At 65.2% G+C, this 21,280-nt stretch carries 23 protein-coding genes and 1 tRNA gene; 15 read left to right on the top strand and 9 right to left on the bottom strand.

Going from position 1 to position 21,280, the window contains the following annotated elements; translation table 11 throughout:
- The first annotated feature begins 36 nt into the window (after nucleotides 1-36).
- The gene (locus ACQY5B_RS06250) at nucleotides 37-513 is read left to right on the top strand and encodes a GNAT family N-acetyltransferase (RefSeq protein WP_420325933.1); all 477 of its coding nucleotides are present in this window, start codon (nucleotides 37-39) and stop codon (nucleotides 511-513) included.
- On the opposite strand, the gene ACQY5B_RS06255 is transcribed toward ACQY5B_RS06250, so the two are convergent.
- Both ACQY5B_RS06255 and ygfZ read right to left on the bottom strand, forming a co-directional pair.
- Nucleotides 498-1,298 (bottom strand): fructosamine kinase family protein, encoded by an 801-nt coding sequence (locus tag ACQY5B_RS06255; RefSeq protein ID WP_420325932.1) that lies wholly within the window; start codon nucleotides 1,296-1,298, stop codon nucleotides 498-500. The two genes, ACQY5B_RS06250 and ACQY5B_RS06255, sit on opposite strands and share 16 nt — an antisense overlap.
- Nucleotides 1,295-2,032, bottom strand: coding sequence for a CAF17-like 4Fe-4S cluster assembly/insertion protein YgfZ (gene ygfZ, locus ACQY5B_RS06260; protein WP_420325931.1), 738 nt, complete (start codon nucleotides 2,030-2,032; stop codon nucleotides 1,295-1,297). Before ygfZ ends, ACQY5B_RS06255 begins: the two co-directional genes overlap by 4 nt.
- A gap of 60 nt (nucleotides 2,033-2,092) precedes the next feature.
- Between ygfZ and ACQY5B_RS06265 the strand changes: the two genes are divergently transcribed.
- Nucleotides 2,093-2,770, top strand: a complete 678-nt coding sequence (locus ACQY5B_RS06265) for a TIGR04283 family arsenosugar biosynthesis glycosyltransferase (protein WP_420325930.1) — start codon at nucleotides 2,093-2,095, stop codon at nucleotides 2,768-2,770.
- A gap of 31 nt (nucleotides 2,771-2,801) precedes the next feature.
- Here ACQY5B_RS06265 and ACQY5B_RS06270 read toward each other — a convergent pair whose 3' ends face one another.
- Complete coding sequence (locus tag ACQY5B_RS06270; protein ID WP_420328699.1) at nucleotides 2,802-4,472, bottom strand: ABC transporter ATP-binding protein; 1,671 nt, start codon at nucleotides 4,470-4,472, stop codon at nucleotides 2,802-2,804.
- Between the two features lie 76 nt (nucleotides 4,473-4,548).
- A complete protein-coding gene (locus ACQY5B_RS06275) occupies nucleotides 4,549-5,262 on the bottom strand; it encodes a phosphatase domain-containing protein (protein WP_420325929.1) in 714 nt (237 codons plus the stop codon).
- A 128-nt stretch (nucleotides 5,263-5,390) separates the two neighbouring features.
- Between ACQY5B_RS06275 and ACQY5B_RS06280 the strand changes: the two genes are divergently transcribed.
- Nucleotides 5,391-6,584, top strand: coding sequence for a pyridoxal-phosphate-dependent aminotransferase family protein (locus tag ACQY5B_RS06280; protein WP_420325928.1), 1,194 nt, complete (start codon nucleotides 5,391-5,393; stop codon nucleotides 6,582-6,584).
- A 77-nt stretch (nucleotides 6,585-6,661) separates the two neighbouring features.
- On the opposite strand, the gene ACQY5B_RS06285 is transcribed toward ACQY5B_RS06280, so the two are convergent.
- Together ACQY5B_RS06285 and ACQY5B_RS06290 are read right to left on the bottom strand one after the other, a co-directional pair.
- Nucleotides 6,662-7,345, bottom strand: a complete 684-nt coding sequence (locus ACQY5B_RS06285; RefSeq protein WP_420325927.1) for an ABC transporter ATP-binding protein — start codon at nucleotides 7,343-7,345, stop codon at nucleotides 6,662-6,664.
- On the bottom strand, nucleotides 7,338-8,624 hold the full coding sequence (locus ACQY5B_RS06290) for a lipoprotein-releasing ABC transporter permease subunit (RefSeq protein WP_420325926.1): 1,287 nt from the start codon (nucleotides 8,622-8,624) through the stop codon (nucleotides 7,338-7,340). Before ACQY5B_RS06290 ends, ACQY5B_RS06285 begins: the two co-directional genes overlap by 8 nt.
- A 196-nt stretch (nucleotides 8,625-8,820) precedes the next feature.
- Between ACQY5B_RS06290 and ACQY5B_RS06295 the strand changes: the two genes are divergently transcribed.
- From ACQY5B_RS06295 to ACQY5B_RS06305, 3 genes are all read left to right on the top strand, one after another.
- On the top strand, nucleotides 8,821-9,939 hold the full coding sequence (locus ACQY5B_RS06295) for a pyridoxal phosphate-dependent aminotransferase (RefSeq protein WP_420325924.1): 1,119 nt from the start codon (nucleotides 8,821-8,823) through the stop codon (nucleotides 9,937-9,939).
- Between the two features lie 114 nt (nucleotides 9,940-10,053).
- The gene (locus ACQY5B_RS06300) at nucleotides 10,054-10,260 is read left to right on the top strand and encodes a histidinol phosphate aminotransferase (protein WP_305971718.1); all 207 of its coding nucleotides are present in this window, start codon (nucleotides 10,054-10,056) and stop codon (nucleotides 10,258-10,260) included.
- A gap of 62 nt (nucleotides 10,261-10,322) precedes the next feature.
- A complete protein-coding gene (locus ACQY5B_RS06305) occupies nucleotides 10,323-11,300 on the top strand; it encodes an Ldh family oxidoreductase (RefSeq protein WP_420325923.1) in 978 nt (325 codons plus the stop codon).
- A 9-nt stretch (nucleotides 11,301-11,309) separates the two neighbouring features.
- On the opposite strand, the gene ACQY5B_RS06310 is transcribed toward ACQY5B_RS06305, so the two are convergent.
- Nucleotides 11,310-11,744: a DMT family transporter gene (locus ACQY5B_RS06310; RefSeq protein ID WP_305971720.1), complete on the bottom strand. Its 435-nt coding sequence runs from the start codon at nucleotides 11,742-11,744 to the stop codon at nucleotides 11,310-11,312.
- Nucleotides 11,745-11,755: 11 nt separating this feature from the next.
- Nucleotides 11,756-12,166, bottom strand: coding sequence for a PaaI family thioesterase (locus tag ACQY5B_RS06315; RefSeq protein WP_420325922.1), 411 nt, complete (start codon nucleotides 12,164-12,166; stop codon nucleotides 11,756-11,758).
- Nucleotides 12,167-12,293: 127 nt separating this feature from the next.
- Here ACQY5B_RS06315 and ACQY5B_RS06320 point away from each other — a divergent pair, with 127 nt between their 5' ends.
- Both ACQY5B_RS06320 and ACQY5B_RS06325 read left to right on the top strand, forming a co-directional pair.
- Nucleotides 12,294-12,752 carry a c-type cytochrome gene (locus tag ACQY5B_RS06320; RefSeq protein ID WP_420325920.1) on the top strand — a complete coding sequence of 153 codons (459 nt, stop codon included), beginning with the start codon at nucleotides 12,294-12,296 and terminating at the stop codon, nucleotides 12,750-12,752.
- A 74-nt stretch (nucleotides 12,753-12,826) separates the two neighbouring features.
- Nucleotides 12,827-13,231 (top strand): c-type cytochrome, encoded by a 405-nt coding sequence (locus ACQY5B_RS06325; RefSeq protein ID WP_420325919.1) that lies wholly within the window; start codon nucleotides 12,827-12,829, stop codon nucleotides 13,229-13,231.
- A gap of 77 nt (nucleotides 13,232-13,308) precedes the next feature.
- On the opposite strand, the gene ACQY5B_RS06330 is transcribed toward ACQY5B_RS06325, so the two are convergent.
- Complete coding sequence (locus ACQY5B_RS06330) at nucleotides 13,309-13,896, bottom strand: TetR/AcrR family transcriptional regulator (protein WP_420325918.1); 588 nt, start codon at nucleotides 13,894-13,896, stop codon at nucleotides 13,309-13,311.
- Nucleotides 13,897-13,975: 79 nt separating this feature from the next.
- Here ACQY5B_RS06330 and ACQY5B_RS06335 point away from each other — a divergent pair, with 79 nt between their 5' ends.
- The 7 genes from ACQY5B_RS06335 (at nucleotide 13,976) to ACQY5B_RS06365 (ending at nucleotide 21,238) form a co-directional block, all read left to right on the top strand.
- Complete coding sequence (locus tag ACQY5B_RS06335) at nucleotides 13,976-14,296, top strand: hypothetical protein (RefSeq protein ID WP_420325917.1); 321 nt, start codon at nucleotides 13,976-13,978, stop codon at nucleotides 14,294-14,296.
- A 145-nt stretch (nucleotides 14,297-14,441) separates the two neighbouring features.
- A complete protein-coding gene (locus ACQY5B_RS06340; protein ID WP_305971726.1) occupies nucleotides 14,442-15,728 on the top strand; it encodes a homoserine dehydrogenase in 1,287 nt (428 codons plus the stop codon).
- 77 nt (nucleotides 15,729-15,805) lie between these two features.
- Nucleotides 15,806-16,780, top strand: a complete 975-nt coding sequence (glpX, locus tag ACQY5B_RS06345; RefSeq protein ID WP_420325915.1) for a class II fructose-bisphosphatase — start codon at nucleotides 15,806-15,808, stop codon at nucleotides 16,778-16,780.
- 97 nt (nucleotides 16,781-16,877) lie between these two features.
- The gene (recJ, locus tag ACQY5B_RS06350; RefSeq protein ID WP_420325914.1) at nucleotides 16,878-18,632 is read left to right on the top strand and encodes a single-stranded-DNA-specific exonuclease RecJ; all 1,755 of its coding nucleotides are present in this window, start codon (nucleotides 16,878-16,880) and stop codon (nucleotides 18,630-18,632) included.
- Between the two features lie 137 nt (nucleotides 18,633-18,769).
- Nucleotides 18,770-18,844 (top strand) — tRNA-Glu (locus ACQY5B_RS06355).
- A gap of 391 nt (nucleotides 18,845-19,235) precedes the next feature.
- Nucleotides 19,236-20,573: an AAA family ATPase gene (locus tag ACQY5B_RS06360; protein WP_420325913.1), complete on the top strand. Its 1,338-nt coding sequence runs from the start codon at nucleotides 19,236-19,238 to the stop codon at nucleotides 20,571-20,573.
- Nucleotides 20,570-21,238 (top strand): hypothetical protein, encoded by a 669-nt coding sequence (locus tag ACQY5B_RS06365; protein WP_420325911.1) that lies wholly within the window; start codon nucleotides 20,570-20,572, stop codon nucleotides 21,236-21,238. The genes ACQY5B_RS06360 and ACQY5B_RS06365 overlap by 4 nt, the downstream gene beginning before the upstream one ends.
- Nucleotides 21,239-21,280: the final 42 nt, after the last annotated feature.

Consider the following 21,280-nt stretch of genomic DNA (forward strand, 5'->3'; position numbering starts at 1 on the left):
AAAGGGCCTCCGGCGCAATGCCAGGAGGCCTTTTTCATGATCGACACCGCAACTGACAGCGACATTCCCGCATTGGCAGAGATGCTGTCCGCGCTCAACGCGCACCACGTCAACGATGTGCCTTGGCGTTTCCACGCCGAGGGAGCACAGAAAGATCTGCAAAGCTTTCTCGCGGACAGGATGGCCGAAGGTGCGCGCGCCTTGATCTACCGGACAGAGGGCGTGGCGCGGGCCTACCTGCTGTGGCAGGTCATCGACCAGCCGGCAACCGCGTTGGAACACGCCCGCAAGATGGCGCTTCTGGACCATGTCTACGTTGCGCCGATCTGGCGGCGCCGCGGCTTGGCCCGTCGCCTGGTCGCCCGGTTCGAGGCCGAGAGCGCGGCATTGGGCTGTGGCTCATGGGTGACCCGCGTACATGATTTCAACGAGGCCAGTACCGCCATGATGCAGGGAGCCGGGGCGAGGTTGGCGGTGCAGGTTTTCGAAAAGCCGCTTCAGGCGCCAAGCTGATCCAGCAACCTGTCGACCAGGCCGCGATAGCCCGCGCCGAACAGGGACAGGTGCACCAGCGCGGGCCACAGTTGGTAGATCGGGCGGCGAGTCCCGCGGCCCGGTTCGCAGGCGCCGTACCCGGTCCAGAAAGCCGCGTCGGGCTGCCCGAATAGCTCCAGCATGGCGAGGTCGACCTCGCCATGCCCGTGATAGCAGGCGGGGTCGATCAGGTAGGCACTGTCGCCCGAAAAGAGCGCGTTTCCGGTCCACAGGTCACCGTGCAGGAGCGCCGGGGCAGGGGCCTGCGGCAGATGCTCGGGCAGGCGGGCTGCCAGTGCCTCGATACGCCGTGCCAGAGGGGCGGGCAGATCGGGAATGAAGGGGCGCAGCCGGCGGTCGGCCCAGAAGTCCGGCCAGTTGTCGCAGGGCGCGTTTGCGATCCGGACCCGGCCAAAGGCATAGTCCGTGTCCCAGCCGTAGTGGCGCCCCGTCACAGCGTGCAGGCGCGCCAGCGTTTCGCCCAGGGCCTGCCACGCATCGGGGGAGGGGCGCGTTTCGTCCAGCCATTCGAGGCACAGCAGATCGTCCCCGGCCCAGATCACCCGCGGCACCGTTGCCCCGGTGGCCCGCATGGCGGTCAGCATCCGTGCCTCGGTTCCAACCAGCGCGCCCAGCTTGACCGCCACCCGGCGCCCATCTGCCAGGTCGGCCCGGAACACCTGCGAGAGATCGCCGCCCTGCAGGGGGTGGGCATCGGAAACAGTGGCCCCCAGCGCCTTGGCGATGCGGGCCTGCCAGGTCATGGCAGCATGCGCACGACGGCATCCCCGGCGCGCATGTCTTCCTTGGCGCGATCAAACCGCAGGTAGGCGATGCCGCGGCCCTCGGCTTGGGTATAGAGCGTGCCCGCCGGTTTCTCGCCGGCCATGATCTCGGTGCCGACGGGCGCGCTGCCCTCGACCTCGACCGTGACCAAACCCTTGCGCAGTTCGGTCTTGTGCTTCATCCGCGCGGTTACTTCCTGACCGACGAAACAGCCCTTGCGGAAATCGACCCCGTGCAGCCGTTCGAACCCGACCTCGAGGATGAAGGTGTCCGGCGTCAGCTCGACACCGGTTTCCGGGACGCAGGCTGCCACGCGCAGGGCCTCCCAGTCTGCCGCGTCGCCTGTCTGCCCGGCGTAGCCCCGCCAGCCAAGCGAGGGGTGGCGGGGGTCCGCAAAGGCGCCCTCTGGCGGCTCTCCCGTGCCCCGGCTGACGACCAGATCGGTTTCCTCGATCTCCAGCGGGCGGCGCAGCTTGTACATAGTCAGCCGCTGCAACACCGATGGCGCCTGCTCGGCGTCCAGGTCCAGCAGCACGTTTTCACCCTCGGGCACCATGAAGAAATCGGCAAGGTACTTGCCCTGTGGCGTCAGCAGGGCAGTATAGACCAGCCCCCGGTCCAGCCCGGAGACGTCGTTTGTCACCAATCCCTGAAGGAAGTCGCGTGCCTCGGCGCCGCGCACCCGCAGGACCTTTCGCTTTTCGTCTGCCATTCGCTTTCCCTTTTGCCTTTGGGTCGCATATAGGCGCCTAGGCAACAAGCGAACAGGCCAATGCGCGCACCGATTTCCATTGTGATCCCCACGCTCGATGCCGAAGGCGGTCTGCCGGCCTGTCTGGGCAGCCTCGGCGAAGGTCTGCAGGCCGGGCTGATCCGCGAACTGGTCATCAGCGACGGTGGCTCGCGCGATGCGACGTTGAAGATCGCGGGGCAGGCGGGCGCCCGGATCGTGACCGGACCGCCTTCGCGCGGGGGGCAGATTCGGCGCGGAATCGCTGCGGCAGAAGGCGACTGGCTGCTTGTCCTTCATGCCGATACCCACCTGGCAAAGGGCTGGACGCAGGCGGTTCTGCCTGTGCTGACGCAGCCGGGGGCCTGGCACTTCCAGCTAGGCTTCGATGCGCAGGGAGTGATGCCGCGTTGGGTGGCAGGCTGGGCCAACCTGAGGTCGCGGCTGTTTCACTTGCCCTATGGCGACCAGGGGCTGCTGATCCACCGCCAGGTCCTGGAGACCGCGGGTGGCTATCCCGACATGCCGTTGATGGAGGACGTGGCACTGGCCCGGCAGCTGAAAACTCGCCTGAGTGGCTTGCCGGCGACCGCCGTGACCTCGGCGGACAAGTACCGCCGCGAGGGTTGGCTGCGGCGCGGGGCACGGAATCTTGGCACGTTGGCCCGCTACTTCGCAGGGGCCGATGTCTCTGCGCTGGCGCGCCGCTACCGGCGCTGAGAGCGGTTTCCGACTGCGCTATCTGCCGGGATCACTCGGCCTTGTCGAACTGCAAACGATACAGATCGGCATAGGTGCCGCCTCGGGCGATCAGTTCGTCATGGGTGCCGGTCTCGACGACCTGACCCGCTTCCATGACGACGATCCGGTCGGCATTCCGGACGGTCGACAGGCGGTGCGCGATCACCAGCGTCGTGCGCCCTTCGGACAGCCGTTCCAGTGCCGCTTGCACCACGGCCTCGGACTGGGCGTCCAGGGCGCTGGTCGCCTCGTCCAGCAGCAGCACGGGCGTATCGCGCAGCAGGGCCCGGGCGATGGCGACACGCTGGCGTTGGCCACCGGACAGGCGAGAGCCGCGCGTGCCCACCTGTGTCTCCAGCCCCGCCTCCAGCCGCGGCAGGAAGTCCGAGACATGGGCCGCGTCCAACGCCTGTTGCAGGTCCGCCTCGGGCACCTCGCGGTTCAGCACGATGTTGTCACGCAGGCTCTCGTCGAACAGCAGCGCCTCCTGGCTGACGACAGAGATCAAGCCCCGCAGATCGTCCAGCCGCAGGGCGGCCACCGGCACGCCTCCGATGTCGACCGTGCCCGCCTGCGGGTCGGCCATGCGGGTCAGCAGGTTGAAAACTGTCGATTTCCCCGCACCGGAGGCCCCGACCAGCGCCGTGGTCTGTCCTGGCGCCGCCTCGAGCGTCAGGCCGCGCAGCACCTGCGTGTCGCCAAAGCTGAGGTGCACGTCCCGCAGGGTGATGCCCGGCACGCCGTCGGGCGGCGGCTGGGGACTGTCCGGGTCACGCATCGCGGGCTGGGTGTCCAGCACCTCGATGATCCGCTCGATCGAGGCGGCAGCCACCTGCCAGACCCCGGACACGGCGCCCAGTCGGCGCAGAGGCTCGAAGGCCAGGCCGATGGCGGTGAAGAAGGCCATGAAATCGCCCACGGTCTTTTCGCCGGCAAGGATCTCTCCGCCGCCGAACCACAGTACGCCGACAAAGCCGATCCCCGACATCAGGTCGATCAGCCCGGGCAGCGAGGCCTGCCCGGCGGCGCTGCGCGTCTCGGCCCGGATGCGGGCCCGTGTCAGGTGGCGGTACTTCCCGGCCATCCAGCCTTCCAGCCGGTTGAGCTTGACCGGAGTGATGCCGTGAAAAACCTCGTTCAGACGGGTCGAGAGGCGCGCCGCGATATCGCGAACCTGGCGTGCGTTGCCCCGCACAAAGCGCTGCAGCAGCACGGAAGGAAAGACCAGCAGGGGCGCGCCGATCAGCGCCACCAGCGTCCAGCGCCAGTCGATCGCCAGTGCCACGCCGAAAAGCGAGATCAGCGCGACGACGTCCCGCCCGGCGCCGGTGACAAGCGTGCTCCAGACCTTGGCAATCGCGTTCACGTCGCCTTCGACCCGCTGGATCAGGTAGCCGGGGCCGTGTTCCTGGTGAAACCCGGGGTCCAGCCGCATCAAGTGTTCCAGCAGGTCCTGCCGAATGTCGCCCATCGACATCTGCGAGACCCGCGTCAGCAGCACCTTCTGCACGATGCTGGCCACGGCCCGCACGAAAAAGATCGCCATGACCGCCAGCCCGACCCAGACCAGGGCATCCGTATTGCCGCCGACAAAGACATCGTCGAACATCGGCTTCATCATGTAGCTGAGCAGGCCGAACATGCTGCCCTCGATGGACATGAAGACCATCGCCAGCGCCATCAACCCGGCGTAGCGTTTCAGGTAGTTCCGCCAGAGCCAGAGAAACAGGCCCCGACGGCGAGGTGCGCCCGTCGGCTCAGCCAACCATCATCTCCCGGGCACAGTCGATCTCGGGGCGGCGTGCCTCCCATGCGGGCTGGATCGCCTTGGCCTGGTATTCGTTCCGGATCCATGCTTCGAATCCGATCTCGCCAAGCTCCTGGCGCGCCTCGAAGACCCGCAGGATATAGTCCTGAACCCCTGTCTTGGTGAAATCCAGGTGCATGTAGCGGATGCCCAGCTGTTTCTTGGCCACGGCGATGGGGGCGTTTTCGAAGATCAGCAGGTACATGGCCGCCACGAAACCGGCCCGGTCTGCCCCGGACTTGCAGTGGAACATCATGGGCCGTTCCGCCGCACGCAGGGCGTCGATCACACCGACGATCCGCTTGCGCGGTGCGGCTTCGCGGGCCCAGAGCTTGGCGTCGATCAGGGTCATGCCAAGCGCCTCGAGGCTTTCCTTTTCAAAGAGATAATGCGCGAACTTGTCCTCGCCACGCAGGTTGACGACGGTGCGGATGCCCATCGCGGCATAGCGTTCGAACCGCCGGTGTGTCGGCTGGTTCGACCGGTAGACCCCCGGTGCGATCTGAAAGAAATTGGTCCAGAACACGCGCAGAAAGGCATGGTCGAACAGGTTGTAGTGCAGGGCGGCCCAACGCCGCGCCTCGGGCGTCGAGATATCCGTGCCAAACGACCGGCGCAGCCTGCGCTCCGCCTTGTCCAGCCTGTTCCAGAGTTTTACCAGCATGCGCGATAGGATCCCCGACCTTCAGGCGCGCGGTTTACGCGGCATTCCGCGGCCTGTCCAGCAAGGGCAGATATTGACGGCAGGCCGCCGCCCGTTAACGTCGCGCCGCACAGTTACAGGAGTCGCCAATGCCCTTGTCCAACGGCCGTCCCCACATGGCCCTGCCGGGGCCGTCGATGATGCCCGATCGCGTCTTGCAGGCGATGCACCGCCCGGCGCCCGACATCTATTCGCCGGACCTGCATCAGATGGTGGCGGGCATCGTTCCCGACCTGGCCCATGTGGCACAGACGGACGGACAGGTGGCAATGTACATTTGCAATGGCCACGGCGCATGGGAGGCGGCCCTGTCCAACACTGTGACCCCGGGCGAGGCGGTGCTGGTGCCCACCACGGGTGCCTTCGGTCACGGCTGGGCCGAGATGGCACAGGGGGTCGGCGCCGAGGTCCAGGTCATCGACCACGGGCGCACCTCGCCCATCGACCCGGATCGTGTCCGTGCGGCCCTGCTGGCGGACGAGGGGCAACGCATCAAGGCTCTGCTGGCGGTGCATGTGGATACGTCCTCGTCCGTCAGGTCGGATATCGCCGCGCTGCGCGCAGTGCTGGACGAGGCAGGGCACCCGGCACTCTTGATGGTCGATTGTATTGCCTCGCTGGGCTGCGACGAGTTCCGCATGGATGCCTGGGGCGCGGACGTGATGGTGACCGGCTCGCAAAAGGGTTTGATGGTGCCGCCGGGTCTGGGGTTTGTCTTTTTCAATGCCCGCGCGGTAGAGGTGCGACGCGCGATGCCGCGCGTCTCGCGCTATTGGGACTGGGGGCCGCGCGCGGATCCGGCGATGTTCTACCAGTATTTCGGCGGCACCGCGCCCACGCATCACCTCTACGGCCTGCGCGCCGCGCTGGACATGATCCGCGAGGAAGGGATCGAGGCGGTCTGGGCGCGTCACGCCCGGCTGGCGCAAGCAATTTGGGCGGCGGGAGAGGTCTGGGCCGAGGGCGGACCGTTCCGGTTGAACGTGCCGGATCGCGCGTATCGCTCGCACGCGGTTACGGCCGCACAACTGGGCGCGCCCCTGGGCGACCGTCTGCGAGAGTGGTGCCGCGAAGAGGCGGGGCTGGTGCTGGGCGTCGGCCTGCGGGTGGGCGACCCGGACGATCCCAGTGGCTCGGGCTATTTCCGTTTCGGCCACATGGGGCATGTGAACGCGCATGGCATCCTTGGCCTGATCGGCACGGTCGAGGCCGGGCTGACGGCGCTGGACATCCCGCACGGCGCCGGGGCGCTGGAGGCGGCGGTCAAGGTCGTGACGGCGTAGACGCCAGGTCTGTTTTCGGGCCAGGCCCGGACAGGAGGGACGGGCAAGCCCGACGTGCAGGCGCGAGGGGCAGGCGATCACCCCGCCTGCAACCCACCGGCGTCCAGCCGCAACTGTCGGTCCATCCTGGCCGCCAGGTCCAAATTGTGGGTGGCGATCAGGCAGGACAGCCCGGTGTCCCGCACCAGCGTCATCAGCGCGCCGAACACCCGGTCCGAGGTCGAAGGATCGAGGTTGCCCGTGGGTTCGTCCGCCAGCAGCAGGCGCGGCGCATTGGCCATTGCCCGACAAAAGGCCACCCGCTGCTGTTCGCCGCCCGACAGGGCAGCGGGGCGATGCGCAGCGCGCTGCTTGATGCCGACGCTGTCCAAGAGGGCCAGCGCCCGGCTTTCGGCGGCACCGCGTGCAACGCCGTTGGCCAGTTGCGGCAGTACGATGTTTTCCAGCGCGGTGAACTCGGGCAGCAGGTGATGGAACTGGTAGACGAAGCCGACATCCGCGCGGCGCACCGCCGTGCGGCGCCGGTCGCTGCGGTTCTGCATCTCTTCGCCCCCGATCTCGACCGTGCCGGAATCCGGCGTGTCCAGCAGGCCGGCGATGTGCAACAGCGTCGACTTGCCCGCACCCGAGGGGGCGACCAATGCGACGACCTCGCCACGGGCGACCTCTAGGTCGGCCCCGCGCAGGACCTGCACCTCGTTCGGCAGACCCTTGTTATAGCTCTTTTCGATGCCCGTCAGGCGCAGGACCGTGTCACTCATAGCGCAGCGCCTCCACCGGGTTCATCCGGGCCGCGCGTCGGGCCGGAAAGATCGTGACGATGAAACTCAGGCCCAGCGACAGGCCCACTGCCGACAGCACGTCTTTCAGGTGCAGCTCTGCGGGCAGCGCGTATATGCCCCGGATCGAAGGATCCCAGACTCCGCCGCCCGAGAGGTAGTTCACGGCGGCAAAGATCGGGTCGATGTAGATCGCGAAGAGGCATCCCAGAAGCACTCCGAGCGCCGTTCCGATCAGCCCGGTGAAGGACCCGCAGATAAAGAACACCCGCATGACCGATCCCTCGGTCAGCCCCATCGTCCGCAGGATGCCGATGTCGCGGCCCTTGTTCTTGACCAGCATGATCAACCCGGACACGATGTTCATCGTCGCGATCAGCACCAGCACCGACAGGATCACGAACATCACGTTGTCCTCGATGTCCAGCGCCCGCAGGAACCCGCCCGAGGCGTCCTGCCATGTCCAGACCAGCGCACCGCTGCCGGCGGCCTGACCGATGGCGCGGGTGTATTGCTCGACTTGCTCGGGGTCCTCGACAGTGATTTCCAGTTCATCCGCCACGCCTTCGCGGTTGAAGTACAGCTGCGCCTCCTCGAAGGGCATGTAAACCCGCGTCCGGTCGATGTCATAGCGTCCGGCGGTGAAGATATAGGTGACCTCGTAGCTCTTGACCCTGGGGCTGACCCCGAACGGCGTCTTGACCCCGTTGGGAGAGATCAGGTCGATCGTGTCGCCCAGCCCCACGCCCAGCATCTGCGCCACGCCCGACCCGATGGCGATCCCCATGTCGAAATCCACGATATTGCCCACGCCGGTTTCCATATCGGCGATGCGCGGGATCTCGGCGAGGTCGGCCTCGGCGATGCCGAAGACCTCGACACCCGCGTTGCGGCCCTTGCCGGTGGCCATGACCTGGCCCTTGACCAGCGGGGCCACGCGGGTGACGCCCGGGACATCGCGCACGCGTTCGGCCATTGCCTCGTACTCCGGCAGGGTGCGCGTCGGTTGCCCGTCCTCGCCGGTGCGCTGGATGTGGTAGACGGTGACATGGGCATTGGCGCCCACGATGGTATCGACGAATTCCGCCCGGAACCCGGACCGCACCGCCAGCGTCGCGATCAGTGCAAAGACCGCCAGCGTGATGCCGATCAGGGAAATCCAGGTCATGACGGAAACACCGCCTTCGGCGCGTTTGGCGCGCAGATAGCGCCAGGCGATCATCCATTCGAAAGGGGCGAAGGGCGGCGGCTGGCGCGTCATCGGCGATCTTTCTTGTCCTGCTCGCGCCGGAAACTGGCCTTTTGCCCCGCCGGGGTCAAGCTGTGGCGGCACGGCGCACGCGGCGCTCCGCCGGTTGTGCCTTGCGCTGCCCGTTCCCGGCGGTGGTGAAACCGCCCGTGTCGCGCGGGGCAAATTCATACGTTGACGCGAGCGATGCGCGTTTCATAAATGCGGCATGACCGGACCTCGTTACCCAGACCTGATCGCCGCCCTGCCCGAAACCGTGCCCTTTGTCGGGCCCGAGGTGCAGGAGCGCGCCCGCGGAGCCCAGTTCAAGGCCCGCCTTGGCGCCAATGAAAGCGTTTTCGGCCCGTCCCCCTTCGCCATTGCCGCGATCCAGGACGAGGCGGCGGAGGTCTGGAAATATGCCGATCCCTCGCATCTGGATCTCAAAGGCGCGCTGGCCGCGCACCTGGACTGCGCCCCGGAAAATGTCCTGATCGGCGAGGGGATCGACGGGCTGCTTGGCTATCTCGTCCGGCTGCTGGTGGCGCCGGGTGACGCGGTTGTCACGTCAGACGGGGCCTATCCGACCTTCAATTATCATGTGAACGGCTACGGCGGGGTGCTGCACAAGATCCCCTATGCCAGCGATCACGAAAACCTGGGAGGCCTGATCGAGAAGGCGGCAGAGGTCGACGCCAAGCTGATCTACCTTGCCAACCCCGACAATCCGATGGGCAGCTGGCATTCGGGCGCTTCGATAGAGGCGGCTCTGGAGACGCTTCCCGAGGGCTGTGTGCTGGCCCTGGACGAGGCCTATATTGAATTCGCGCCCGAGGGCACCGCGCCCCGGATCGACCCCGAGGACGACCGCGTCGTGCGCCTGCGTACCTTTTCCAAGGCCTATGGCATGGCAGGGGCGCGCATTGGCTATGCGATCTCGGCCGCACCGGTGATCCGTGCCTTTGACAAGATCCGCAACCACTTCGGCATGAACCGGATGGCGTTGGCCGGGGCGCTGGCGGCCCTGCAGGACACCCAGTGGCTCGACGAGGTCCTGCGCCTGACCGCGGAGGCGCGGGACGAGATCACCCGTATCGCCGAGGCGAACGGGCTGACCACGCTGCCGTCGGCCACGAATTTCGTCGCGGTGGATTGCGGGCGTGACGGCGACTTTGCCCGCGCGGTGCTGGCCGGGCTGATCGAGCGCGGGATCTTTGTTCGCATGCCCTTTGTCGCGCCGCAGGACCGCTGTATCCGCATCAGCGCAGGGCGGGCCGAGGACCTGGCGGTTCTGGCAGAGGCCTTGCCGGCCGCACTGGCCGCTGCCCGGGAATCCGTATCCGCATAGGCGAAACGGCGCGCATTAACTGGAAATTCAGCTGATCGCGGAATCCTGACCTGACTTGCAGGCCGGATACGCTAGACTGTCACCTGCATGCAGCCGCAAGCAGGAGGCACCGCGATGGAGAACCGTCATCCGCAACCGGTCGAGGATTACACGGCCGCCAACATGGTCCTGATCTTCGTCAACCTGCTCTGGGTTTTTGTACTGATGTGGTCGTGGTGGGGCCTCGGGCCGGTCCTGATCGTTGCAGTCCTGCTCAACCACCTGATCACCCGGCTCGACTTGGCGCTGCGCCGCCATGAACAACGTTTCGAACGGTTCTGACCCCTCTCTTTTCGTTTCGGCCAACGCGGATTAGGGTCCTGCCAAACATGCAGGAGCCTTGAATGCCCGAAATCGCCGTTGCAGAAATCCAGCGCCTTTCAGAAACCGCCCTGGCCACGCATGGTGCGGGCCCGGCCATTGCCGCGGAAATGGCCCGGGCCATCGCCTGGGCCGAGGCGCGCGGGAACCGGATCTGTGGCCTCTACTACCTTGAAAGCTATTGCCAGCAGCTGAACTCGGGGCGGGTCGATGGCCGCGCGGTGCCGGGCATCAGCCGGCCGCGGGCCTCGGAAATCCGTGTCGATGCCGCGCATGGCTTTGCCCAGCCCGCCTTTGCCGCGGCCCTGCCGCTGGCGCTGGAGGCCGCGCATGAGACGGGGGTGGTCAGCCTCGCCCTGCATCATGCCCATACCTGTACCGCGTTGGGCTATTTCACCGAACAGATCGCACGGGGCGGCGCGCTTGGGCTGGGGCTGACCAATGCCTCTCCCATCGTGGCCGCGCCGGGTGGCAAGACCCGGGTGATCGGCACCAATCCGATTGCCTTTGCGGTGCCCGACGGCAAGGGCGGCGTGGCGATGATGTTCGACCAGAGCACGACCACCGTGGCGCTGGGCCACATCACGATGGCCAAGGCGGCGGGCCGTCCCATTCCCGAGGGTTGGGCTGTCGACGCCGAGGGCCGGCCGACGACCGACCCCGAGGCGGCGCTGACCGGGTCGCTGACCAGTGCCGGGGGCTACAAGGGCTGGGGGTTTGGCCTGATGGCCGAGATCCTCGCCGCCTGCCTGGGCGGCGGGGTGCTGAGCTCGGAGGTTGCCCCGCTCAAGGCGCCCCAAGGCGCGCCGCATGATCTTGGCCAGTACTTTATGCTGATCGACCCGGGGCAGGGGGCGTTCTACGACCGACTGGCGGAGCTGGGCCGGGTGGTCGCGCAGGACGAGGGCGCGAGGATGCCCGGCGCGGGCCGGGCCGTGCAGGAGGCCGTGGACGTCCCCGATGCCCTCTGGCACCAGCTGCGGTCGCTCGCCGGGGCCTGAGATATGCGGTCAGGCGCGCTGGGTGATCCAGACACCCAGCGCCATGACCGCGATTCCCGTCGCCCGTGTCAGGGTCAGCGGAGAGACCCGCGCGCCGAACAGACCGAAGTGATCGATCGCCGCCGCGCTGATGAGCTGCCCGATCAGCACGAAGAAGACCGCGTTGCCGACCCCGAAATGCGGCGCGATATAGGTGACGGACAAAACGTAGAAGGCCACGAGGCAACCGCCCAAAAGCAGGTGCCTGGGCGCCGAGGCCAGACCGCCGAAGCCCTTGGCGCCCATCAGGGCCCAGACCGCCCCTGTCGAGATCAGTGCCACGCAGAACAGCACCAGGGCGGCCGCCGCCGGAGAGCCGAGCCGCTGCCCGAGCGCCGCGTTGAGCGCGGCCAGTGTCGGAATGCCGATTCCCGCCAGCAACATGACTACCGCGTATTGTGTCATCCCGGATCCCTTCATGACGGCAGGTAGAAGGTGGCGCTGGCGGCGGCCACCGTGGCGGCGTCCGGCAATCGGATCAGCAGCGCCTCGGCAAAGATCATCGCCCGCCCGGCCTTGATCACCCGCGCGGTGCAGCGCACGGCATCGCCGCGGGCCGCGCTGAGGAAACGCGTCTCGAGGTTGGTGGTGGCCACTGGCTCGAACCGGCCCAGCCGTCCGGCGCAGGCAAAGACCATCGCCGTATCCGCCAGCGTCGCCAACGCCTGGCCGCAGACGATGCCGCCCATGCGCGCGATCTCGGGGCGCAGGGGGATTTCCAGCACCGCCTGATCGGGGCCGATCTCGGTGATCTCGGGCTGCAGGGCCTGGACCCAGGGCGCGAAATTCTCTTTCAACAGATGCTGCGCGGTGGCAGGATCGAGCATGTGGACCTCCCGTCGTTCCGGCGCGACTATGACCGGAGGCGCGGGCACTGTCACGCGCCCTTGCGGCGGGTGCGATCCGCCGGGCGGACGATCGGTTCGGGAACCGGACAGCAAGATGGAGCGGGACATGCACTTGAGGATACTGGCCGGGGCTGCACTGATGACGCTGTCCGGGTGCGCGGTTTTCTGGCCGTGGCAGGGCGAAACCAGCCGGAGCTGGTTCAGCCCGTCACAGGACAGGGTTCACCTGGCTGACGCCGGGGCGCGGATCTACGCGGCCAATTGCGCGGGCTGCCACGGCGCCAGGGGGCGCGGCGATGGCAGGCTTGGCGCCGACCTGCCCGTGGCCCCTCCGGACCTGACCGGATTGACGCTGGCCAACGGCGGCGTCTTTCCCGCCGAAATGGTCATGGAGACCATTCACGGCTACCCGGGCAAGTTTCATCGCGGGTCGATGCCCGAGTTCGGGGCCGAGCTGAGCGGTCCCCTGGTCGAGTGGCGCGCGCCTTCGGGCGAGGTGATCATGACGCCGAAGGGGCTATTGGACGTGGTGGCCCATGTGGAGGGGCTGCAAGACGGCGGCTGAACGGGCTTGCCGAGGCGGTGGCGCTTTGGCAGGAAGCGGGGACAGCAGGCATGAAAGGGGCAGGAATGGTCAGAATGACTCTCGGGCTGGTGGCGGCACTGGCGCTGGCGGGCTGTGTCGAGGATACCGCGATGCCGGGTCCTTCGGACGGGCGGTCGCTCTTCATGGAGAATTGCGCGGTCTGTCACGGCGCGGATGGCAAGGGCGATGGACAGATGGCGCGCGCAATGAGCGTTGCGCCGAAGAACCTGACGCTGATCAAGGTGCGCCACGGCAACGATTTTCCGCGGGCCAAGGTGATGTCGATCATCGACGGCTATGCGCGGTCGGACCGTTCTGCGTCCTGGATGCCGGAGTTCGGTGCGCTGCTGGAAGGCGACCTGGTGCCCTATGACAGCGGCGACGGCAAGCCGACCCCGACGCCGCGCAAGCTGGTGGCGCTGGCGGAATACCTGGAATCGATCCAGGTGGAACGCTGAGGGCCGTCGGGACGGGACTGTTTGCGGCTTTGCCGCAAAGACGCCCGCCCACCGACCCTTGGGACAGGCTGCGCCTGTCAGGCCGAGACGGACTTGCGCACCATGTCCCAGTAGAGGTTCTGGACCTCGGGAATGCTCAGGCGGCCGTCCGGGCGATACCAGGTCGTGACGCCCGTCAGCATGGCGATCACGGCCAGGGTCGCAAGCTTGGTATCGGGGACATCGAAACTGCCCGAGGCGACGCCGTCGCTCAGGATCCGCTCAAGCGCGTTTTCGTAGTCGCGGCGCAGGCCCTCGATCACCGCGAAGTTCTCGGGCGTGAGGTTGCGCAGTTCCATGTAGGCGATGAAGACCAGTTCCGGGCGTTCCAGGTGGAAGGCGATGTGAAACCGGACGAAGGCTTCGAGCCGGGCCAGCGGCGAGTCTTGCGACGGCAGGCGGGCGAGATCGCCCAGCAGGTCGTCCATGTGTTCCTTCATCAGCGAGAACAGCAGCGCCTGCTTGTCGGGCGTGTAATTGTAGAGCGCGCCTGCCTGAAGGCCCACCGCCGAGGCGATCTGGCGCATCGAGACGGCGGCAAATCCATGTTCGGCAAAGAGCCGCAGCGCCGCGTCGCGGATGCGTGGGCCGGTGATCCCGGCGTGGCTTCCCTGGGTGCGTGCCATGCTGCCATCAATATCTGAACAGGCGTTCAGATCAACCCGCATGCTTGCCAGCCCGCGCGGGCTGGGGCATGACTGACACATGCCTGTTCGGTTCCATCATCCGCTGTTTTGCGCCGCTGCCCTGGCGGCCCTGACCGGCTGCACCCAGTTCCCGGAACTGGACGCGACGCAGACGCCGGGCGTGGCGGACGCGCCTTATCCGGATCTCTTGCCGCTGGAGGCGCTTTTGAACGGGGCCGTGCCGAGGGCGACCCCCGGCGAGGCCGCCGCAGTCGAGGGGCGTGTGGCGGCGCTGAAGGCGCGGGCCAACCGTTTGCAGCGTGTGGATGTGGCGCCGCGCGGTGTCGATCGGCGGTTGTTGCAGCTGCGACAGAAGGCAGAGGCACTTCGGTCCGAGTGAGCGCCGCAGGGTGCGGGGCGTTTGTGCATCAGGCTTGGGGATCAGGCCGCCGAAGGCTCTCATGCGGCTTGTCGCCCTTGTCCCCGGCGAGGCTTGGCGATAACTCCGACCTCGAATTGACCCCGAGGGAAAAAGGAGCCCGCCCATGTCCCAGCCACTCCGTCTAGGTATTGCCGGTCTGGGGACCGTGGGCACAGGCGTCGTCAAGATCGTGCGCCAGAAGGCGCCGCTTTTGACCGAACGGTCGGGCCGCACCATCGAGATCAGCGCCGTGTCCGCGCGCACCCGCGACAAGGATCGCGGCGTCAACCTGTCCAGCTATGCCTGGGAAGATGACCCGGTGGCGCTGGCGACACGCGACGACGTGGACGTCTTTGTCGAACTTATGGGCGGCAGCGACGGGCCGGCCAAGGCGGCTGTCGAGGCGGCGCTGAAGGCGGGCAAGGATGTTGTCACCGCCAACAAGGCGATGCTGGCCCACCACGGCCAGGCGCTGGCGGCGCTGGCCGAGGCTCATGGCGCGGTGCTGCGTTTCGAGGCGGCGGTGGCCGGGGGCATTCCCGTGATCAAGGCGCTGACCGAGGGGCTGGCCGGGAACGACATCGAGCGCGTGATGGGTGTGATGAACGGCACCTGCAACTACATCCTGACCCGGATGGAGGACGGGGGCTTGACCTACGAAGAGGCCTTTGCCGAGGCCGACGCGCTGGGGTTCCTGGAGGCCGATCCGCAGCTGGACGTGGGCGGGATCGACGCGGGGCACAAGCTGTCGCTGCTGTCGTCCATCGCCTTCGGTACCCAGGTGAATTTCGACGCGGTCGAGCTGGAAGGCATCGGCAGTGTTACCGTCGAAGACATTCGCCAGGCCGCCGACATGGGCTTTCGGATCAAGCTGCTGGGTGTCGCGCGGATGACTGGCCGGGGGCTGGAGCAGAGCATGGCGCCTTGCCTGGTGCCGGCGAACTCGCCGCTGGGGCAGTTGCAGGGCGGCACCAACATGGTGGTGATCGAGGGCGACCAGGTGGGGCAGATCGTCATGCGCGGTGCCGGTGCCGGCGAAGGCCCGACGGCCAGCGCCGTGATGGGCGACGTCATGGACGTGGCGCGGGGCCTGCGGGTGTCGACCTTTGGCCGTCCCGCGGCAAGCCTGGTCGAGGCAGTCCCGGCGCGCGCCTCCACGCCCGCGCCCTACTACCTGCGCATGACCCTGGCGGACAAGCCGGGGGCGCTGGCCAAGGTGGCGACCGCGCTGGGCGAGGCGGGCGTTTCCATCAACCGGATGCGTCAGTACGGCCACAACGACGACAGCGCGCCGGTGCTGATCGTGACGCACAAGACGACGCGCAACGCGCTGGACCAGGCGCTCTCCGCGATGGAGGCCACCGGCGTCGTCATCACCGCACCCGTGGCGCTGCGGATCGAGGAAGTCTGAGACGGAACCGCCGGCGGCCTTGCCCCGGCGGAAACCGCCGGGTAGACGAATAATCAGAAGTTTTTCGAGGAAATCCCATGTCCACCCCCATCGATTTCAACGACCGCATGCTCTCTCTCGGCCTGGCTCGCGTGGCCGAGCAGGCCGCCATCGCCAGTGCCGACTGGATCGGCCGCGGCGACGAGAAGGCCGCCGACCAGGCCGCCGTCAACGCGATGCGCGAACAACTGAACAAACTGGACATCAAGGGTGTCGTCGTCATCGGCGAGGGTGAGCGTGACGAGGCGCCGATGCTGTACATCGGCGAAGAGGTCGGCAATGGCGCGGGTCCCGGCGTGGACATCGCGCTGGACCCGCTCGAAGGCACCACGCTGACCGCCAAGGACATGCCCAACGCCCTGACCGTGATTGCGATGGGGCCGCGCGGCAGCATGCTGCACGCGCCGGATGTCTACATGGACAAGCTGGCCATCGGTCCGGGCTACCCCGAGGGGATCGTGACTTTGGACATGCCGCCCGCCACTCGCGTATCGGCGCTGGCCACGGCAAAGGGCTGTGGCCCGGGAGACATCACCGTCTGCATCCTGGAACGGCCCCGCCACGAGGAAATGATCGCCGAGGTCCGCTCGACCGGGGCCTCGATCCGTCTGATCACGGATGGTGACGTGGCCGGTGTCATGCACTGCGCCGAACCGCACATGACGGGGATCGACATGTACATGGGGTCCGGCGGCGCGCCCGAAGGCGTGCTGGCCGCGGCCGCGCTGAAATGCATGGGCGGCCAGATCTATGGCCGCCTGCTGTTCCGCAACGACGATGAGCGTGGCCGCGCGGCCAAGGCGGGGATCTCGGACCTGGACAAGATCTATGCCCGGGACGAGATGGTGACCGCCGACGTGATCTTTGCCGCCACCGGCGTGACCGGCGGCTCCCTGCTGCCGGGGATCAAGCGCGAGATCGGCTGGGTCACAACGGAAACGCTGCTGATGCGGTCCAAGACCGGCTCCGTCCGGCGCATGAGCTATCGCAACCCGGTCGACCACAACGTTTGAGCGGGGTGGGGCGGTCTGAAGGTGGGGGCGCTGCCCCCGTCTCCCTTCGGTCGACTCCCCCGGAAGTATTTTCAGAGAAAAGAAGCCGGGAGAGGGTTTGTCTTATCTTGGGGTCGAAAGCAGTCTGACCGGGCGGCGCTGGGTCGGTCCCGGCCCCGAAGAGACCCGGCAGGCCGAGGCGCTGGTACAGCGGAGCGGTTTGAACCACGCGCTTTGCGCCGTGCTGGCCCGGCTGGGCGTCGGTGCCGACGAGGCGGAGTCCTACCTGGCGCCGAAACTGCGCGACCTGATGCCCGATCCGAGATCGCTCAAGGACATGGAGCGTGCGGCGGAGCGGTTCCTGCAGGCGGTACGCGGGCGCGAACGGATAGCCGTCTTTGCCGATTACGACGTGGACGGGGGCAGTTCCGCGGCGTTGCTGCTGGACTGGTTGCGGCAGATGGGGCGGCAGGCGACGCTATACGTTCCCGATCGGATCGACGAGGGCTATGGGCCCAATGTTCCCGCCATGCAGGCTCTGGCCGCCGAGCATGACCTGATCCTCTGCGTCGATTGCGGCACGCTCTCGCATGAGCCCATTGCCGCAGCCAAGGGGGCCGCGGATGTTGTCGTGTTGGACCACCACCTGGGCGGCGAGACGCTGCCCGATTGCGTGGCCGTGGTGAACCCCAACCGCCAGGACGAGGATGGCGCCTTGGCGCATCTCTGCGCGGCGGCGGTGGTCTTTCTGATGCTGGTCGAGGCCGGGCGCCAGTTGCGCGACGCGGGGGCCAGGGGGCCCGACCTGATGGCGGCCCTGGACCTGGTTGCGCTGGCGACTGTGGCGGACGTGGCGCCCCTGAAAGGCGTCAACCGGGCCTTTGTTCACCAGGGGCTGAGGGTCATGGCGGGCCGCGCGCGTCCGGGCCTGGTGGCGCTGTCGGACGTGGCGCGGCTGGAACGGGCGCCTGCCGCCTATCACCTGGGCTATGTCATGGGGCCGCGGGTGAATGCGGGCGGGCGGATCGGCAAGGCGGACCTTGGCGCGCGCCTGCTGGCGTGCGACAGCCCGGCGGAGGCGCAGGCGATGGCCGAACGCCTGGACCAACTCAACACCGAGCGACGCGAGATAGAGGCCGCCGTCCGCGAGGCCGCGCTGGCCCAGGCCGAGGCGCGGGGTCTGGAGGCGCCGCTGGTCTGGGCGGCCGAGGACGGCTGGCATCCGGGCGTTGTGGGCATCGTTGCCTCGCGCCTCAAGGAACAGACCAACCGGCCCTCCATCGTGATCGGCTTCGAGGGGGACGAGGGCAAGGGATCGGGCCGGTCGGTACCCGGTGTCGACCTCGGTGCGGCGATCCAGAAGCTGGCCGCCGAGGGTCTGCTGGTCAAGGGTGGCGGGCACAAGATGGCCGCCGGGCTGACAGTGCTGCGTGCTCAACTGGAACCGGCGATGGCGCGCCTGTCCGAGCTGCTGGAACGCCAGGGTGCGGGGCAGGGCGGTGCGGCGGATCTGCGGGTTGACGGGCTTTTGATGCCGAGCGCGGCCAGTGTCGAACTGGTCGAACAGCTGGAACGCGCCGGTCCCTTTGGTGCCGCGGTGCCGGGGCCACGATTCGTGCTGCCCGACTTGCAGATCCGCTACGCGCGGCGGGTCGGGAAAGGGCACCTGAAACTGACGGTCTCTGACGGTATGGGCGCGTCGCTGGACGCGATTCTCTTCTCGGCCTTCGACGGACCGCTGGGGCCGGCGCTGGAGGACCACAATGGGGGGCGATTCCACCTTGCGGGCAAGCTGGACGTGAATTTCTGGCAAGGTCGATCGACGGTACAGATGCGCCTCGACGACGCCGCGCCGGCTGCTGGCGAGGGCTGAAAACGGGTGCTTTTGGACTTTGTTTCGAGGGTGCGAAATTTTCTGAATTTTGTGCTTGCAAGCACCGCGCGCTTTTCATAGAACCCGCCTCACGCCGCAGCGATGGTCACACAGACAGCGCCACGGCGGACCAGAGTGGCCCGTTCGTCTATCGGTTAGGACGCCAGGTTTTCAACCTGGAAAGAGGGGTTCGATTCCCCTACGGGCTGCCACTTCCAAATAAGATCAGGTAGTTACAAGCAATCCATGGCGGCTTCCACCTTTGCTTCTACCTAGCCGCGTGGGGTTGTGGACACGTTTGCTCTTGCAGAGTCAACGCGGTGTCAGCTGATCTTGAACTTCATCTGCAACTTTTGGTGGCCTTGTATACGATAGCTGCGTCAATTTTGATTGGAACCGATTCAGTCACCTCAGCAGTATAGGGCAGCATTCCCGGAACCTGTAGGAGGGCGGATAGATGCGTTTCGCTGCGGTTCGTCCACACGTCTGCTTTGAGTACCCCCTGCCGCCTAGCCCTCCGGGTCTGGCTGACTTACACTAGAACTGGCTACTCGGAAGGGCAGATTGCCTGCATTCTTCAAATGAGATGGATGGACACCAAAGATGATCACTAGGCTAGAGATTGATGGCTTCAAGACCTTCGACAATTTTGCCATCGACTTAGTGCCCTTCACGGCAATCGTCGGACCTAACGCCAGTGGTAAGTCTAATCTATTCGACGCAATTGAGCTTTTAGCGGAACTCGTTACTGAAGATGTGCGCTCAGCGATGACAAAACTAAGAGGCGAACCTCTAGAGTTGTTCAGGCGAACACCTCATGGAAGTGCCAAAACAATGTCGCTCGCAGTAGAGGTTCTCCTTCCCGTTTCGGGCGTCGACCAGTTCGGCACAAAATACGATCTGAAAACACAACGTATCCGATACGAAGTCTGCCTCACGGCAGAAACAGACAGCTTGGGTAATATCGATAAGATCGTAGTAGCGCGCGAAAAATGTGAGAGAATAAAGAAGCAAGACGAAAAAAGTAAATTTACTCAACAATCGAGTAATATTGCGTATGGCGGAAACATGCGGAAGACACCATTTTTAGATACAGAAATTGGTGACGACGGGCAAAAGTCTTTTCTCATTCGGCAGGATGGCCCCAATAAGAAAGGGCGCCCTACTCGCATTCCGGCGAATGATGCATCAAGAACTGGAATTTCAACCGTTCAAACAGCAGAGTTCCCACATCTTTATGCAGTCAAGCATTTTCTAGGTCACCCAAGTTTTCTCGAAATAAGTCCAAGCGAAGCACGTGGTGAGAGTGATCGATTTGTCGAGAAAACAATGCTGCCTTCTGCATCAAACTTAGCTGCTGTGTTGGACCGGTTGAAGTCAGATACAACGACAACTGAGCAGCCCGAGGGAGTTCTTAACGACATCTCGAGCCAACTATCGCAGCTCATCCCCTCCGTTCGCAAAGTTCATAGTGTTACATCTAGAGACCAGAAGGAATATGCCTACGAGATTGAGATGGCCGACGGCCTACGCTTCAGCTCTAGAGTGATCTCTGATGGTACACTGCGGCTTCTCGCTCTCATCACTTTATTGAATGATCCAGAACGCGAAGGGCTTTTGTGTTTTGAAGAGCCGGAGAATGGAATACACGAGGGAAGGATTCCAGCGCTTGTTGAATTAATAAGATCTTCAACAGAAAATTTTTCGGAAGACTATTTTCAAGTAATCATCAATACCCACTCCCCTGCGGTCATGAAGAACTTGCAGAACAGGGAAATAATAGCGGCTGACGTTGTCAACGTAACTACGGAAAAGGGCATACTGAAGAAAACGAGGATGCGAGGATCGCCATCAGAGATGAGCGATCTGATTGATCCTGAACAGTGCCTTACGCGTTATGAGATTGAGCAACTTCTTAGCAGAAAGTTTGACGCAGCATGAATTATTTGGCGTGGGCCCTATTTGTGGAGGGCCAGACTGATAAACGCTATTTTGAGACTTTGCTGCCTCGTGTTGTACTCAATCTAGTTCAACAAGCGAATGGCCCCGAAGCCATGGTTCCTGACTACCCGGTCGACGTATTCGGTGTCGCTATACGTGAACTCGACGCGGCAGCGGAAAAAATTTGCGCAGCTAGTGAGGCATTCAGCCTGCTATTTGTACATGGAGACACCGGTTCCCCGGCGCAGGAGAAAAATTTGCCGAATCGCACCTGCGCTCTTTGTAAAAAGGTTCAAATAAATTGCAATTTTCGGCGCGAACGATGTGTGATTGTTGCGCCAAGACGTGAAACCGAAACTTGGTGCCTGGCAGACAAAGACGCAATCCGCTCGGCATTCGGGACTGGAGTAGATTTCGATCTGTCTTTTATTCCAGACAACGCAAGTGCCGTTGAGGCTATTGGTGACCCGAAAGCAGAGATGTGTCAAATTCAAAGCAGTCTTTCGACAGGGAAAAGACGCAGATCCCCTCCGATACCGTACGCCAGCTTGGGGCAGAGTCAGGACTTGAACCGCCTTAGGCTACTTCCATCCTTCCAAACTTTTGAGGCCGGGCTCATTGAGGCACTGAAAACCCTCGGATATTCTGGAATCCGCCAGCCCTAAATATCCCAAGTGGTCGTCCGCAACATCTTCGTCCAGAGGCAG

The organism is Antarctobacter sp. (assembly GCF_965277915.1).
In the GTDB taxonomy this organism is placed as follows: Bacteria; Pseudomonadota; Alphaproteobacteria; order Rhodobacterales; family Rhodobacteraceae; genus Antarctobacter.